This is a genomic window from Citrobacter sp. Cpo147 (assembly GCF_030332405.1).
GTDB lineage: Bacteria > Pseudomonadota > Gammaproteobacteria > Enterobacterales > Enterobacteriaceae > Citrobacter > Citrobacter portucalensis.
On record NZ_JAOWHX010000034.1, the window covers coordinates 206,366 to 220,985 of the forward strand.

The following is a 14,620-nucleotide window of genomic DNA, read 5'->3' on the forward strand; positions in this document are numbered from 1 at the left end:
GTCGAACTGAGTAGTAAAGTGGCTAACCATAGCGCTACCTATGGCAGGGTGCAAATCAGGGGGGAGGGGCTGGATTGATGTTTTATGCTACAGATGTTTACCTGGCTGGTTTTTTATTTTGTGTTGAGCTTCCCGCTGTATGCACAGCGAGAAGCCTGTTGGGATCAGGGCTGACCGGCCCACACCACCATCACCTTATCGTCGCCATGCTCGCGGATAAATCCGTATCCCTGCTTCAATGTCAGCGTGGTCTGTTTACCGGCACCGATGGCGGGATGTCTGGCCCGGAACTGACTGATGCGTTGCCAGTGAGCGACGCTGGCGGCAGATTTCCCGGTCACATCCGGCCAGTTCATTTCTGAGCGCGTACCCTGCAATGGGTCTGAACCTGTTGGTCCAAAGGGCCGGGCCGACTCGTCGCCGTAAAAGAGTTGTACCGCGCCTGGCGCCAGCAGCAATAGCTCGGCGGCTTTGTCTCCACCTTCGCGGAACAGACGCGTATCGTGCGAGGATAGATAGCTCAGAACGTTGAAATCTTGCAATTTTTCCGCCATCTGTTGCCAGGTGAGATCCATACTCGCCAGACAATCGACGGCCTTTGCCGCCTGCTCCTGATAGTCGAAATTGATCATCGCATCAAAGCCGTGACGGTAATAGTCGCTTTGCATCACGCCGTGACCCCAGGCCTCGCCGGTCATCCAGAAAGGTTTGTCATCAAGCGCTTTATCCGGGTTCGCTTTCTTCCATTCAACCAGTGCCGCGCTGGCCTGTGTTTTTAACTGCTGCCAGGCGGGAAGTTCGACGTGTTTGGCGGTATCGACCCGAAACCCGTCAATCCCGTAATCACGCACCCACTGGCTGAGCCAGTGGGTCAGATAATCGCGGGGCGTGTAACCAGCAATAGCTTTAGCGTGCGTATCCGGTTTGTGTTGATAAAAGTTTGGTAGCCCGGAAGGCGTGGTGGATTCGGTTTTCAGATCGGGCAGGAAAGCCAGCGACATGGTCAGGTCGTCAAAACCCGGATTGTCGTAATCGCCAATATCGGTGCGGATCCAGTTTTTCCCCCACCATTTTTCCCAGCCTGCTTTATCGCTGAAGTTGATGTAATCATTAAAGCTGTGCCAGCTTTGCCCGGCGGCTGGCTTCCAGTCCGTCCAGCGTTCACCGAGCGTGTTTTTCAGTTCATCGCCCGACAAGTACAGGGTCCCAAACTGATACTCCTGCATATCCGCCAGCGTGGCGTAGCCGGTATGGTTCATGACGACATCGAACAGGATGCGAATGCCGCGCTGGTGCGCACCGTCAACCAGCGCACGCAGGTCAGCTTCATTACCCATATTCGCGTCGAGCGTGGTCCAGTCCTGAGTGTAATAGCCGTGGTAAGCATAATGGGGGAAATCACCTTTGGTGCCACCGCCGACCCAGCCGTGGATTTGCTCAAACGGCGCGCTGATCCACAGGGCGTTGATGCCTAACTGTTGTAGATAGTCGAGTTTGCTGGCCAGACCGCGCAAATCGCCCCCGTGGAAAGTGCCAATTTCCTGCATGCCGTCGTTGCGACGCCCATAGCTGTGGTCGTTGCTTGGGTCACCATTTACAAAGCGATCCGTCAGGACGAAGTACACCGTAGCGTTATGCCAGTCGAAAGCGGCTGGGGCGTCAGTTTCCGCCCGTTCCAGCAGCAACAGTCCGTTACTGGCTGCAGCAGGCTGTAGGGTAATCGACCCATTTTTTACCGTTGCCGTTTGCTGGCTGTAGAAATCACGTACCACGGCACCTTCCGGAAAGGTCTGGCTCACATCCAGTGTTAACGGCGAACCATCCCATTTCGGGCACTGGCGAATCTGGGTCGTGACAGGGTCAGCGGCGCTTTTTACCGAGAGCATCAACGTTGGCGTTCCGGAGCGGGTATCCACTTCCAGCGTGTAATCGCCGTCTTTGAATAAGCGCCACTGCGGCGGGGCGCCTTCACACGGTTTTAGCGACAGCATCTGGTTGAGTTTTATTGCATCAGCAGGCTGCCAGCACTGTTGGTCAAAATTCAGGATTAGAGGACGAGTACCCTTCGTCAACGCTGCATGGCTGACGAATTTACCCGTACCTTCCGCTTCGAAGGTGGGGAGTCCCTGAGAAGTCCATGATGAGGCGATGGCAATGCCGGGCATGAGCGCCAGCGCAACGGCGGCAAGTTTCATAATGCTGTCCTTGGTGCTGCGATTTTCGCCAGTTTGCCAGTGAAATCAGGCCGGAAACTCCTCCTTTGAGTCGATTCCGCCAGGAGGAGAAGTGAGGGTGAGCGATCGCGCGCAAAAAATGAACTTATTTTGCGATAACCTCCACATTTTCTTCGAATTAATAGCACCCTGAACCGTTAATGCGTGACATGGTTTCAGAATTGGACTATTCCTTTGGGTGCTCTTGACGGCTATTTTTGATATGATTTGAGATTCATCTCTCATTTTTGTGAAAAATATAAGGTGTTGGAATGTATAAATCCGACCAGGAGACCTAATGATATTGACTCCCATTCGACGATATGGGGCAATGATTCTTATGTTACTCACCGTTGCATTTTCGGGTGAGGTGCTGGCAAAGACACACACGGCGACAACGAGTCACAAGCCCCAGGTAATCAAGACAAGTAATACACAGGTAAGCAGTAAACAAGAGTATTCTCGCAATAGTGCAAAGAGTAGTTCACTTCCTGATTTGCGAAAATACCCTTCCGGAACACCAAGGAAAAAAGCGTTTCTCCGGACGGTTATGCCTTATATTACCAGTCAAAATGCTGCCATTACGGCAGACCGTAACTGGCTGATTTCAAAACAGTACCAGAACCGCTGGTCACCGACTGAGCGTACGCGTATGAAAGACATCGCGAAGCGCTACAAGGTGAACTGGTCTGGCAACACGCGTAAAATTCCGTGGAATACGCTGCTTGAGCGCGTAGACATTATCCCGACCAGTATGGTGGCAACCATGGCTGCGGCTGAAAGTGGCTGGGGTACGTCGAAGCTGGCGCGTAGCAACAACAACCTGTTTGGCATGAAATGTGGCAAAGGTCGTTGTAACAATGCACCGGGTAAAGTGAAAGGCTACTCACAGTTTGAATCGGTGAAAGAGTCGGTAAATGCCTACGTCATTAACCTGAACACGCATCCGGCTTACTCTTCTTTCCGTAAGTCACGTGCGCAGCTGCGTAAAGCCGATCAGGAAGTCACCGCTACCGCGATGATTCATAAGCTGAAGGGTTATTCCACTAAAGGACAGAGCTACAACAACTATTTGTTCGCAATGTATCAGGATAACCAGCGTTTAATCGCCGCGCATATGTAATTCTGTGTGCCGGATGGCGGCTTCGCCGCATCCGGCAATATTCCTCACAGCAACACTTCGCTGTTCACATCGCGATACTCTTTGGGCGTCGTGTCATACTCTTTCTTAAAGACCGAATAAAAGTATTGCAGAGACGGATAGCCGCACATCTGTGAAATTTCGTTGATTGAAAGCGTGGTAGAAATCAACAGGCTGCGCGCTTTTTCCAGCTTTTCGGCATGAATCACGGCGTGGATAGTCTCTCCGACCTCTTCTTTAAAACGCTTCTCCAGATTCGAACGAGAAATCCCCACTGAATCCAGCACTTGTTCAACCTTAATACCTTTACAGGCATGGTTGCGGATAAAGTGCATCGCCTGAATCACCGCCGGATCGGTTAATGAACGGTAGTCGGTTGAGCGGCGTTCAATGACGCGCACCGGAGGAACCAGTGTACGTTGCAGCGGCAGCTCTTCATTTGCCAGTAAACGATGTAAGAGTTTAGCGGCCTGATACCCCATCTGCCTGGCTCCCTGGGCCACGGATGACAGCGCCACCCGCGACAGATAGCGGGTCAGTTCTTCGTTGTCGATCCCAATCACACACAGCTTTTCCGGTACTGGAATATGCAGGTGCTCGCAGACTTGCAGGACGTGCCGTGCCCGCGCGTCGGTAACGGCGATAATACCGGTTTGCGGCGGTAGTGTTTGTAGCCAGTCCGCCAGACGATTTTGCGCGTGCTGCCAGTTTTCCGGTGCGGTTTCCAGCCCCTGATAGACAACGCCGCGGTACTTCTCTTTGGCAACCAGCTGGCAAAACGCATATTCACGTTCCGCGGCCCAGCGTTTGCCGCTTGAAGAAGGCAGACCATAAAACGCAAAGCGGTTAACCCCTTTCTCTTTCAGATGCAGGAAAGCGCTTTCTACCAACGCGTGGTTATCGGTGGCGATGTAATGAACTGGGGGATAATCTTGCTCCAGATGGTAGGAGCCTCCAACGCCGATAATGGGAACCTCCACATCGGCAAGTAATTGTGCAATGTCATCATCGTCATAATCAGCAATAACGCCGTCGCCTAACCAGTCTTTAATATTATCGATACGGGCGCGGAAATCTTCCTCAATGAATATATCCCACTCGGATTGCGATGCCTGTAAATATTCACCCACTCCTTCTACCACCTGGCGGTCATAGGCTTTATTGGCATTAAATAACAGAGTGATGCGGTGACGTTTATCAAACATAAGAACCTGTCCTGGAAAGGTTAACGTGGGCCTGTCGATACTAGCAAAATCGCAGGTACGACTGCTTGATGAAGCGTGACAAATTTCTTATTTGCCTGGTGCTACGCAAAATTCACATACTGCCAGTGGGATGACAATTGCCATTTTTTATCTGCGCATTACGGTTTTTTGTTTATTGGCTAACCTTCGATCGCGATCGCTTTTTTATTTCGTTTTTCAGAGCGTTTTTTTGGGAGCCAGCGCACGTTTGGGTATTCTCTTAATAGCGGTGTGAAATAACGTAATTGAGCAATAAATCAGGAAATTCCAGTATAGCTACATCGCAGTTTACTTACCGTATTACCTGATTATGGAGCTTATTATGCCGGCTTATTTTGACCAACTCGATCGTGTTCGTTTTGAAGGCACTCAATCCACCAACCCGCTCGCATTTCGCCATTACAACCCTGACGAAATCGTATTGGGCAAGCGCATGGAAGATCATCTGCGTTTTGCTGCCTGCTACTGGCATACCTTCTGCTGGAACGGGGCGGATATGTTCGGTATGGGCGCTTTCGATCGTCCATGGCAGCAGCCTGGTGAAGCTCTGGCGCTGGCGAAACGCAAAGCGGATGTGGCATTTGAGTTTTTCCACAAGCTGAACGTGCCTTACTACTGCTTCCATGACGTGGATGTTTCGCCGGAAGGTGCGTCTTTGAAAGAGTACAAAAACAACTTTGCGCAGATGGTTGATGTGCTGGCGGCAAAACAGGAACAGAGCGGCGTGAAGCTGCTGTGGGGTACAGCAAACTGCTTCACTAACCCACGCTACGGTGCGGGTGCGGCCACAAACCCAGATCCAGAAGTGTTCAGCTGGGCAGCCACGCAGGTGGTTACGGCCATGGATGCCACGCACAAGTTAGGTGGTGAAAACTACGTTCTGTGGGGCGGTCGTGAAGGTTATGAAACGCTGCTGAATACCGATCTGCGTCAGGAGCGTGAGCAGATTGGTCGTTTCATGCAATTAGTCGTGGAACACAAACACAAAATTGGTTTCCAGGGCACTTTGCTTATCGAGCCGAAACCGCAGGAACCGACCAAGCACCAGTACGACTACGATGCGGCGACCGTGTACGGATTCCTCAAGCAGTTCGGTCTGGAAAAAGAGATCAAACTGAATATTGAAGCCAACCACGCTACGCTTGCAGGCCATTCGTTCCATCACGAAATCGCCACCGCTATCGCGCTGGGTCTGTTTGGCTCTGTCGATGCCAACCGCGGCGATGCACAGCTGGGCTGGGATACCGACCAGTTCCCGAACAGCGTAGAAGAGAATGCCTTGGTGATGTACGAAATCCTGAAAGCGGGTGGCTTCACCACCGGCGGCCTGAATTTTGATGCCAAAGTACGTCGTCAGAGCACCGATAAATACGATCTGTTCTATGGTCATATTGGCGCGATGGATACCATGGCACTGTCGCTGAAAATTGCGGCCCGTATGATTGAAGACGGTGGCCTGGATCAGCGTGTGGCTAAACGTTATGCCGGTTGGAATGGTGAGCTGGGCCAGCAAATTCTGAAAGGCCAGATGACGCTGACAGAAATTGCGCAGTACGCTGAACAACACAACCTGGCGCCAGTGCACCAGAGCGGTCATCAGGAATTGCTGGAAAATCTGGTAAACCATTATTTGTTCGACAAATAACGGGTCTCTGAGAACGTCCGTAAGCCCGGTCAGCTAGCGCTACCGGGCCTTTCTTTAAGGAACGATGCCTTATGTATATCGGGATAGATCTTGGCACATCAGGCGTAAAGGCCATTCTGCTCAATGAGCAGGGCGATGTGGTGGCTTCACAAACGGAGAAACTCACCGTCTCGCGCCCGCATCCGTTATGGTCAGAACAAGACCCTGAGCAGTGGTGGCTGGCAACGGATCGCGCGGTAAAAGCACTGGGTCAGCAGCATTCACTCCGCAAGGTGAAAGCGTTGGGGATTGCCGGGCAGATGCACGGCGCGACGCTACTGGATGAACAACAGAAGGTATTGCGTCCGGCTATCTTATGGAACGACGGTCGCTGTGCTGAAGAGTGCGTGATGCTGGAGAATCAGGTTCCGCAGTCTCGAGCGATCACTGGCAACCTGATGATGCCTGGCTTTACCGCGCCAAAACTGCTATGGGTGCAACGCCACGAGCCGGAGATTTTCAACCAGATTGATAAAGTCCTGCTGCCGAAAGATTACCTGCGTTTGCGCATGACCGGTGATTTTGCCAGCGATATGTCTGATGCGGCAGGGACAATGTGGCTGGATGTCGCGAAGCGTGACTGGAGCGATGTCATGCTGGCTGCCTGTAAACTGACTCGAGCACATATGCCTGCGCTCTATGAAGGCAGCGAGATTACCGGAACCTTATTGCCAGACGTCGCCAAAGCCTGGGGAATGGAGGAGGTTGCGGTGGTTGCCGGAGGCGGTGATAACGCGGCGGGCGCGGTTGGCGTAGGCATGATGAATGCCGGTCAGGCGATGCTTTCGCTGGGGACATCCGGCGTCTATTTTGCGGTGAGTGATGGTTTCCTAAGCAAACCGGAAAGTGCGGTTCACAGTTTTTGCCATGCTTTGCCTGAGCGATGGCATCTGATGTCTGTAATGTTAAGTGCGGCATCGTGTCTGGACTGGGCGGCAAAATTAACCGGACTGGTGAGCGTTCCTGCGTTGATTGACGCTGCGCAACAGGCGGATGAACACGCGGAGCCGGTCTGGTTTTTACCTTATTTGTCCGGCGAGCGTACGCCGCATAACAATCCGCAGGCCAAGGGCGTATTTTTCGGTCTGACGCATCAGCATGGTCCGGCAGAACTGGCACAGGCGGTGCTGGAAGGTGTGGGTTTTGCGCTGGCTGACGGTATGGACGTGGTACATGCCTGTGGCATTCAGCCCGCCAGCATTACGCTGATCGGCGGCGGGGCACGTAGCGAATACTGGCGTCAGATGCTATCTGACATCAGCGGATTGCAGCTGGATTACCGTACCGGCGGTGACGTTGGCCCTGCACTCGGCGCGGCGCGCCTGGCGCAAGTTGCCATGAATCCGCAAACGTCGTTATCAGAGTTACTGCCTCAGCTTACGCTGGAGCAGGCGCATTATCCTGACGCGGAGCGTCATGCTCGTTATCAACAGCGTCGAGAAACCTTCCGTCGTATCTATCAGCAATTACAACCGCTGATGTCCTGACCACTTTCCCCTCTGGCTAGCAGAGGGGAATTTGCCGCATGCATATATCCACAAAAATAATAAATTACACGTATGGATGTATTCTGAAAGTCCTGTGTAGTCGCTTTTTTCTGTGTTGTCTTTAGCGGGTTATTCATATTGTATCCATGATGGATAAGGAGATCCCAATGAAGACAACCAGGCTGTTGCCATGGATATTATTCCTCTCAGGCATACTGACTTACAGTATCGGTTTATGGCGCGCATGCCCGTTACTGAGCGGCAAGGGGTATTTTTTGGGGGCGCTGATGACGGGGATGTTCGTTACGTATGCCTATCAACGTGCAGTAAATCTCAATCAAATTGATGAACGCTTCGCTTCCGTGTGTCAGATGGTGGCGCTCATCACGATAGGGTTGTTGCTGGTGGGGGTGTGGAATGCCCCGTTGGCACCCTTTGAAATAGGGTTATACCCGGCAGCATTCTTCGTCTGTTTAATGGGGCAATTTTTACTGCAGCGTTCGCGTAATCAGGCGCTGCCTGGAGACACCTAACTCACCAGCCTGCGCGTATCGATACGTTGCAACAATACGGACAGCAGCAGGCTTCCCGCCAGCGTGGCGCTGAAAATCCACAGCATATCCAGCGGTGGCCAGTTTTTGAGTTCAATTCCGTTGGTACGTAGTGCGTGAATGATCAGCGCATGAAAACCATATATGCCCAATGAATGGCGAGAAATAAGGCCCAGTAGCGGCAGAGTACGTGTGCTGAGCGTATTTTTGACCAGCGTCAGGAGCGAGGCGGCGCAAATAAATACCGCTGGGCCGCAGTAGAGGTACCAGGTGTCGGCAAAATTGCCTCGCCAGCGCAGTTCATGCAATGTGCCACGAGAAATAATAAATACTGCGGTAATAAATACCGCCGCACAGAGCCAGCTGAGCGCACGCTTTTGCGTATCCATCATGCCAATCGCCCGGCCCAGCATGCCGTACAGGATGTAATAGAAAGTATCGCCACTGATGTACAGGTTGACAGGGAGCCACTCAAAGCCGCCGATTTTTTGCGAGACGGTGTTGGGATTGGCAATCACCCCAATCACAACCATGAGCGCCAGTAGCATCTTGCCGCTGATATTTTTCACCTGTATCAGCGGAGAAACCAGGTAGATGACGGCGATCGCGAAGAAAAACCACAGATGATAGAACACCGGCTTTTGCAGCAGGTTCTTCAGCGACAGCTCAGCGTTGATCGAGGTAAACAGCAGGATATAGGCCAGCGCCACGCTGCTGTAAAACAGAATGCAAAGCGCGATGCGCAGGAAATGGCGCGGTTTGGCGCTACGCTCACCAAAGAACAGATAGCCCGAAATCATAAAGAACAGCGGAACGCTGACGCGAGAGGCTGAATTGAGCACGTTAGCCAGATCCCAATTCAACGGGCTGACGCTTTGCGCATTGGTGATGTACCAGGTTGTGGTGTGGATCATCACGACCATTAAACAGGCTATCCCGCGCAGGTTATCAATCCAGAAAATTTTGGGCTGCATCAGTTCCTCTGTGTCCATTAAAAAAAGTCTGACCGATATTTTGCGAACGTAGCTCACTGGAATAATCCGAGTTCTTACGCTAAAGCTTGAGATGGTCTGATGAGATTCTCAAAATAGGATCTGTTTCCAGACACTAATAATAAGACTGACCAGCAAACCAGGCGGTAATAAAATGATGATGAAGTATTTCTTTCCCGCAATCGCTACCCTTTTGCTGGTAGCGTGCGCTGAAACACAATCGTCTGCACCTGCGCAGAAAGCGCAAAAGGTTAAGGTCAGTGCCACGCGTTCGCTGGATATGGAGTCATTGTGCAAAAATGAGGCGGCGCAACGCTACAACACTGGCACGCAGAAAATTGATATCTCCGGCCTGGAACAATTCCAGGGCAGCTATGAGATGCGTGGTTCTACCTTCCGTAAAGAGAGTTTTGTCTGTTCTTTTGATGCAGACGGGCAGTTTTTGCACCTTTCCATGCGCTAAGTTCCCCCTTTTTCCCGTTTCGTACTGTATATCTTGCAGCCAGCGGGTATACTGATCGCTTCCTTTAAATCCACACGTATCCAGCACGAAATAATATGCAAAAGTTTGATACCAGGACCTTCCAGGGCTTGATCCTGACCTTACAGGATTACTGGGCTCGCCAGGGCTGCACCATTGTTCAACCATTGGACATGGAAGTCGGCGCGGGAACATCTCACCCAATGACCTGCCTGCGTGCGCTGGGGCCGGAGCCGATGGCGACTGCTTATGTGCAGCCTTCTCGTCGTCCGACCGATGGCCGCTATGGCGAAAACCCGAACCGCTTACAGCACTACTATCAGTTCCAGGTAGTGATTAAGCCGTCTCCGGACAACATTCAGGAGCTGTACCTGGGTTCTCTGAAAGAACTGGGTATGGACCCGACCATTCACGATATCCGTTTCGTGGAAGATAACTGGGAAAACCCGACGCTGGGTGCCTGGGGGCTGGGTTGGGAAGTGTGGCTGAACGGCATGGAAGTGACGCAGTTCACCTACTTCCAGCAGGTTGGTGGTCTGGAATGTAAACCAGTAACCGGGGAAATTACCTACGGTCTGGAACGTCTGGCCATGTACATTCAGGGCGTAGACAGCGTTTACGACCTGGTCTGGAGCGACGGCCCGCTGGGTAAAACCACTTACGGCGACGTGTTCCATCAGAACGAAGTGGAGCAATCCACCTACAACTTCGAATACGCCGACGTGGACTTCCTGTTCACCTGCTTCGAGCAGTACGAGAAAGAAGCGCAGCAGCTGCTGGCGCTGGAAAATCCGCTGCCGCTGCCTGCGTATGAACGTATTCTGAAAGCCGCCCATAGCTTCAACCTGCTGGATGCACGTAAAGCCATCTCCGTCACCGAGCGTCAGCGCTATATCCTGCGCATTCGCACCCTGACCAAAGCAGTGGCAGAAGCTTACTACGCTTCCCGTGAAGCCCTTGGCTTCCCGATGTGCAACAAAGACAAATAAGAGGCGGCCATGTCTGAGAAAACTTTTCTGGTGGAAATCGGCACTGAAGAGCTGCCACCAAAAGCACTGCGCAGCCTGGCTGAGTCCTTTGCTGCAAACTTTACCGCGGAGCTGGATAACGCTGGCATCGCGCACGGCAACGTTGAGTGGTTCGCCGCGCCGCGTCGTCTGGCGCTGAAAGTCGCGAATCTGGCGGAATCTCAACCCGATCGCGAAGTTGAAAAACGCGGTCCGGCCATTGCCCAGGCGTTTGACGCTGAAGGCAAACCGAGCAAAGCGGCAGAAGGTTGGGCACGTGGCTGCGGCATCACGGTTGATCAGGCTGAGCGTCTGACTACCGACAAAGGCGAATGGTTGCTGTACCGTGCGTATGTAAAAGGCGAAAGCGCAGAAACGCTGCTGCCAAACATGATCGCCACGTCACTGGCGAAGCTGCCTATCCCGAAACTGATGCGCTGGGGCGCGTCTGATGTCCACTTCGTGCGTCCGGTTCACACCGTGACCCTGCTGCTGGGCGACAAAGTGATTCCGGCAACGATTCTGGGCATTCAGTCCGATCGCGTGATCCGCGGGCACCGCTTTATGGGCGAGCCGGAATTCACCATCGATTCTGCCGATCAGTACCCGGAAATCCTGCGTGAGCGCGGCAAAGTAATTGCGGATTACGCTGAGCGTAAAGCGAAAATCAAAGCCGATGCTGAAGAAGCGGCGCGTAAGATTGGCGGTAACGCTGATCTGAGCGAAAGCCTGCTGGAAGAAGTCACCTCGCTGGTGGAATGGCCGGTAGTGCTGACCGCGAAGTTCGAAGAGAAATTCCTCGCAGTTCCGTCTGAAGCGCTGGTACACACCATGAAAGGTGACCAGAAGTACTTCCCGGTTTACGCGAACGACGGCAAACTGCTGCCGAACTTTATCTTCGTTGCCAACATCGAATCGAAAGATCCGATCCAGATTATCTCCGGTAACGAGAAAGTCGTTCGTCCGCGCCTGGCGGATGCCGAGTTCTTCTTCAATACCGACCGTAAAAAACGTCTGGAAGACCATCTGCCGCGTCTGCAAACCGTGCTGTTCCAACAGCAACTGGGTACGCTGCGCGACAAGACTGACCGTATCCAGGCTCTGGCGGGCTGGATTGCTGGTCAGATTGGCGCTGATGTTAACCACGCAACGCGTGCTGGCCTGCTGTCCAAGTGTGACCTGATGACCAACATGGTCTTCGAGTTCACCGACACCCAGGGTGTGATGGGCATGCACTACGCGCGTCACGATGGCGAAGCGGAAGATGTAGCCGTGGCGCTGAACGAACAGTATCAGCCGCGTTTTGCCGGTGATGATCTGCCGTCGAACCCGGTAGCTTGTGCCGTGGCGATTGCTGACAAGATGGACACCCTGGCGGGTATCTTCGGTATTGGTCAGCATCCGAAAGGCGACAAAGACCCGTTTGCGCTGCGTCGTGCTGCGCTGGGTGTGCTGCGTATTATCGTTGAGAAGAACCTGAATCTGGATCTGCAAACGCTGACCGAAGAAGCGGTTCATCTGTATGGTGACAAGCTGACCAACTCCAACGTGGTGGATGACGTTATCGACTTTATGCTCGGTCGCTTCCGCGCCTGGTATCAGGACGAAGGTTACACCGTCGACACCATTCAGGCCGTACTGGCACGTCGTCCGACTCGTCCGGCTGATTTTGACGCACGTATGAAGGCGGTTTCGCACTTCCGTACGCTGGAAGCCGCGTCCGCGCTGGCTGCCGCGAACAAGCGTGTATCGAACATCCTTGCGAAGTCTGAAGAGACGCTGAATGACCGCGTGAATGCGGCGACGCTGAAAGAGCCGGAAGAAATTGCGCTGGCAATGCAGGTGGTTGTGCTGCGCGATAAGCTGGAGCCTGTCTTCGCTGCCGGTCGTTACCAGGAAGCGCTGGTTGAGTTGGCGGAACTGCGTGAACCGGTTGATGCGTTCTTCGAGAAAGTGATGGTCAACGTAGAAGATAAAGATCTGCGTATTAACCGTCTGTCTATGCTCGAAAAACTGCGCGAGCTGTTCCTGCGCGTGGCGGATATTTCTCTGCTGCAGTAATGGCCCTGCGCTGACTTAGAAAATGCCGGATGGCGGCTTCGCCTTATCCGGCATTTTTTTATGTTATTAGCGCAACTGCAATTTTGTCAGACAGGTCTGGCTGTCTTCCATCGTCTTAATAGGATACTTCGCCGTTTTACCGTTGTAGCTCACTGCGATGGTGCCTTCCATATTGCGCGGTAGCCATACCCCGACAAAGCCATTACGGCCGCTCTTCATCGCTTTTTGTACCACCACATCACCCTTGTTATCCGTCACTTTGACATTGAATGTCTTCTCCGGCATTTCGCCCTGGCAGCCAGAAAGGCTGTGGTTGAAGCAAGGATGTGTTTGCCATTCATACGGGGCAAACGACAGATAGAACTTGTCACCGAGCGGCAGGGTATAAACCTGATCGCCCGAAGAGAGCTTCAGCGCGGTGCTGGTGATGGACGCTGAATACGGCAGCGGGCGACTCTGCGGTGATTGATCGATCGTTTCTACGATTTGTTCGACGGATTTCCCGCTAAGTCCGTGTTCGGCCAGAAAAGTAGCTTCCGGCGTTGCCGCGAACGCAGTACCAGTGGTGAGCAAACCTAAAATCAGCAGCAGTGAGGATTTCGACATAGCTTCAATTCCTTGTGAAAATTGTGGAATATAGACTGGCTCACTATAAAGCTTGCCCTTAGGGAAAGGTCAAAGGGGCGACGGGTAAAGTAATGCAAAGAAGCGTTTAGGTGGGATGTGCTGCGAAGTACAGATAAAAAAAATCCCCGCCGTTTGGCAGGGATTCAGAATTTTTGAGCTTTTTAAGCTTACAGGCTGGTTACGTTGCCAGCTGCCGGGCCTTTAGCGCCGCTTTCGATGGTGAAGGAAACTTTCTGACCTTCGTCCAGAGATTTGTAGCCATCGTTCTGGATAGCAGAGAAGTGTACGAACACGTCTTTAGAGCCATCGTCAGGAGTGATGAAGCCGAAACCTTTGTCAGCGTTGAACCATTTTACGATACCAGTCATTTTACCGGACATAGTGTATTACCTTTTAAAAAATAAGTGTGCCTTTCGGCGATATGGCGTGCTTTACAGATTTTTTAACAGTAAAGGAAATGCTCACTACGAAGGGTATCAACGATAACTCTTGAAGGGACTTGCCTTACTAACTGCTGTAATGGTCTGTACGTCAAACCGTTGAGGGCATTAACTCATTTTACGCATGTGGATGCAACTACTATTTTCTTTTTTGTGGATAACCTTCGTAAGAGAACGGCCCTGTAACAGGACCGTTCTTAAGCAAAATTGAAAAATAGTTCAATCCATCAGTTGCTTACTTAACCTAGGGTCTGCCTGAATCAGGCGCATTAACTTCAATTCGGTAGTGGAAGGCTTTACGCGTTTAGACTCCCATTCATGAACCATCGCGACCGTCACGCCCATCACTCGGGCAAAATCATCTGTTTTTAAACCTGTCCCTCGTCGTAGCTGTTCAAATTCGGTGAAAGGGTTGGTTTTTTGCGGCAGAGTGACCGTCTGCGATACATCTTTAAAAACAATCTGCTCCAGACTGCTTAGCAGTTCAAACATAGGATCTTTGTATTCCATTGAGAACTCCTACAAATCACACAGCGGGATCGTGAATTTCTTCGAAGCTCATTAAGAGTAGTCGGAAAAAATGAAGCCGGATTTAAGGTTTGTGTGATGGATTCGTTTCAGCGGATCGCAGGTGATAATCTTTTGCTGGCTAACGAACTGATAAAGGTCGGGATCTCCGAACGATCGATTCC

The 14,620-nt window shown here is 52.1% G+C and carries 13 protein-coding genes; 7 read left to right on the top strand and 6 right to left on the bottom strand.

Annotation, left to right across the window (positions count from 1 at the left end; genetic code table 11):
* Positions 1 to 164: 164 nt before the first annotated feature.
* Complete coding sequence (gene malS / locus OGY06_RS16350; protein WP_286586744.1) at positions 165 to 2,195, bottom strand: alpha-amylase; 2,031 nt, start codon at positions 2,193 to 2,195, stop codon at positions 165 to 167.
* Positions 2,196 to 2,511: 316 nt separating this feature from the next.
* Between malS and OGY06_RS16355 the strand changes: the two genes are divergently transcribed.
* The gene (locus OGY06_RS16355) at positions 2,512 to 3,336 is read left to right on the top strand and encodes a protein bax (RefSeq protein ID WP_003827364.1); all 825 of its coding nucleotides are present in this window, start codon (positions 2,512 to 2,514) and stop codon (positions 3,334 to 3,336) included.
* 44 nt (positions 3,337 to 3,380) lie between these two features.
* Here the strand turns inward: OGY06_RS16355 and xylR are convergent, their stop codons facing one another.
* A complete protein-coding gene (gene xylR / locus OGY06_RS16360) occupies positions 3,381 to 4,559 on the bottom strand; it encodes a D-xylose utilization transcriptional activator XylR (RefSeq protein WP_003827365.1) in 1,179 nt (392 codons plus the stop codon).
* Positions 4,560 to 4,920: 361 nt separating this feature from the next.
* Between xylR and xylA the strand changes: the two genes are divergently transcribed.
* The 3 genes from xylA to yiaB all read left to right on the top strand — a co-directional run bounded on the left by xylA (position 4,921) and on the right by yiaB (position 8,302).
* Complete coding sequence (gene xylA, locus OGY06_RS16365) at positions 4,921 to 6,243, top strand: xylose isomerase (RefSeq protein ID WP_048236992.1); 1,323 nt, start codon at positions 4,921 to 4,923, stop codon at positions 6,241 to 6,243.
* A gap of 71 nt (positions 6,244 to 6,314) precedes the next feature.
* Positions 6,315 to 7,769, top strand: coding sequence for a xylulokinase (xylB, locus tag OGY06_RS16370; RefSeq protein WP_003827367.1), 1,455 nt, complete (start codon positions 6,315 to 6,317; stop codon positions 7,767 to 7,769).
* A 167-nt stretch (positions 7,770 to 7,936) separates the two neighbouring features.
* Positions 7,937 to 8,302, top strand: coding sequence for an inner membrane protein YiaB (gene yiaB, locus OGY06_RS16375; RefSeq protein ID WP_003827369.1), 366 nt, complete (start codon positions 7,937 to 7,939; stop codon positions 8,300 to 8,302).
* On the opposite strand, the gene OGY06_RS16380 is transcribed toward yiaB, so the two are convergent.
* Complete coding sequence (locus OGY06_RS16380) at positions 8,299 to 9,294, bottom strand: acyltransferase (protein WP_149335507.1); 996 nt, start codon at positions 9,292 to 9,294, stop codon at positions 8,299 to 8,301. The genes yiaB and OGY06_RS16380 overlap by 4 nt on opposite strands.
* Before the next feature lie 172 nt (positions 9,295 to 9,466).
* On the opposite strand from OGY06_RS16380, the gene OGY06_RS16385 reads away from it, so the two are divergent.
* The 3 genes from OGY06_RS16385 (at position 9,467) to glyS (ending at position 12,861) form a co-directional block, all read left to right on the top strand.
* Entirely contained in the window at positions 9,467 to 9,775 is a 309-nt protein-coding gene (locus OGY06_RS16385) for a YsaB family lipoprotein (RefSeq protein ID WP_286605714.1), read from the top strand.
* Positions 9,776 to 9,870: 95 nt separating this feature from the next.
* A complete protein-coding gene (glyQ, locus tag OGY06_RS16390) occupies positions 9,871 to 10,782 on the top strand; it encodes a glycine--tRNA ligase subunit alpha (RefSeq protein ID WP_001168551.1) in 912 nt (303 codons plus the stop codon).
* 9 nt (positions 10,783 to 10,791) lie between these two features.
* Positions 10,792 to 12,861, top strand: a complete 2,070-nt coding sequence (glyS, locus tag OGY06_RS16395; RefSeq protein WP_191222038.1) for a glycine--tRNA ligase subunit beta — start codon at positions 10,792 to 10,794, stop codon at positions 12,859 to 12,861.
* Positions 12,862 to 12,927: 66 nt separating this feature from the next.
* Here glyS and cueP read toward each other — a convergent pair whose 3' ends face one another.
* The 3 genes from cueP to OGY06_RS16410 form a co-directional block, all read right to left on the bottom strand.
* Positions 12,928 to 13,467, bottom strand: coding sequence for a copper-binding periplasmic metallochaperone CueP (gene cueP / locus OGY06_RS16400; RefSeq protein ID WP_003827382.1), 540 nt, complete (start codon positions 13,465 to 13,467; stop codon positions 12,928 to 12,930).
* 188 nt (positions 13,468 to 13,655) lie between these two features.
* The gene (cspE, locus tag OGY06_RS16405; RefSeq protein ID WP_000014594.1) at positions 13,656 to 13,868 is read right to left on the bottom strand and encodes a transcription antiterminator/RNA stability regulator CspE; all 213 of its coding nucleotides are present in this window, start codon (positions 13,866 to 13,868) and stop codon (positions 13,656 to 13,658) included.
* Positions 13,869 to 14,147: 279 nt separating this feature from the next.
* Positions 14,148 to 14,438 (bottom strand): HTH-type transcriptional regulator, encoded by a 291-nt coding sequence (locus OGY06_RS16410; RefSeq protein ID WP_003827383.1) that lies wholly within the window; start codon positions 14,436 to 14,438, stop codon positions 14,148 to 14,150.
* Positions 14,439 to 14,620: the final 182 nt, after the last annotated feature.

Excerpts from the sequence above, each read along its gene's own strand:
- malS (WP_286586744.1), bottom strand. The coding sequence starts at position 2,195 with ATGAAACTTGCCGCCGTTGCGCTGGCGCTCATGCCCGGCATTGCCATC.
- OGY06_RS16355 (WP_003827364.1), top strand. The coding sequence starts at position 2,512 with ATGATATTGACTCCCATTCGACGATATGGGGCAATGATTCTTATGTTA.
- xylR (WP_003827365.1), bottom strand. The coding sequence starts at position 4,559 with ATGTTTGATAAACGTCACCGCATCACTCTGTTATTTAATGCCAATAAA.
- xylA (WP_048236992.1), top strand. The coding sequence starts at position 4,921 with ATGCCGGCTTATTTTGACCAACTCGATCGTGTTCGTTTTGAAGGCACT.
- xylB (WP_003827367.1), top strand. The coding sequence starts at position 6,315 with ATGTATATCGGGATAGATCTTGGCACATCAGGCGTAAAGGCCATTCTG.
- yiaB (WP_003827369.1), top strand. The coding sequence starts at position 7,937 with ATGAAGACAACCAGGCTGTTGCCATGGATATTATTCCTCTCAGGCATA.
- OGY06_RS16380 (WP_149335507.1), bottom strand. The coding sequence starts at position 9,294 with ATGCAGCCCAAAATTTTCTGGATTGATAACCTGCGCGGGATAGCCTGT.
- OGY06_RS16385 (WP_286605714.1), top strand. The coding sequence starts at position 9,467 with ATGATGATGAAGTATTTCTTTCCCGCAATCGCTACCCTTTTGCTGGTA.
- glyQ (WP_001168551.1), top strand. The coding sequence starts at position 9,871 with ATGCAAAAGTTTGATACCAGGACCTTCCAGGGCTTGATCCTGACCTTA.
- glyS (WP_191222038.1), top strand. The coding sequence starts at position 10,792 with ATGTCTGAGAAAACTTTTCTGGTGGAAATCGGCACTGAAGAGCTGCCA.
- cueP (WP_003827382.1), bottom strand. The coding sequence starts at position 13,467 with ATGTCGAAATCCTCACTGCTGCTGATTTTAGGTTTGCTCACCACTGGT.
- cspE (WP_000014594.1), bottom strand. The coding sequence starts at position 13,868 with ATGTCCGGTAAAATGACTGGTATCGTAAAATGGTTCAACGCTGACAAA.
- OGY06_RS16410 (WP_003827383.1), bottom strand. The coding sequence starts at position 14,438 with ATGGAATACAAAGATCCTATGTTTGAACTGCTAAGCAGTCTGGAGCAG.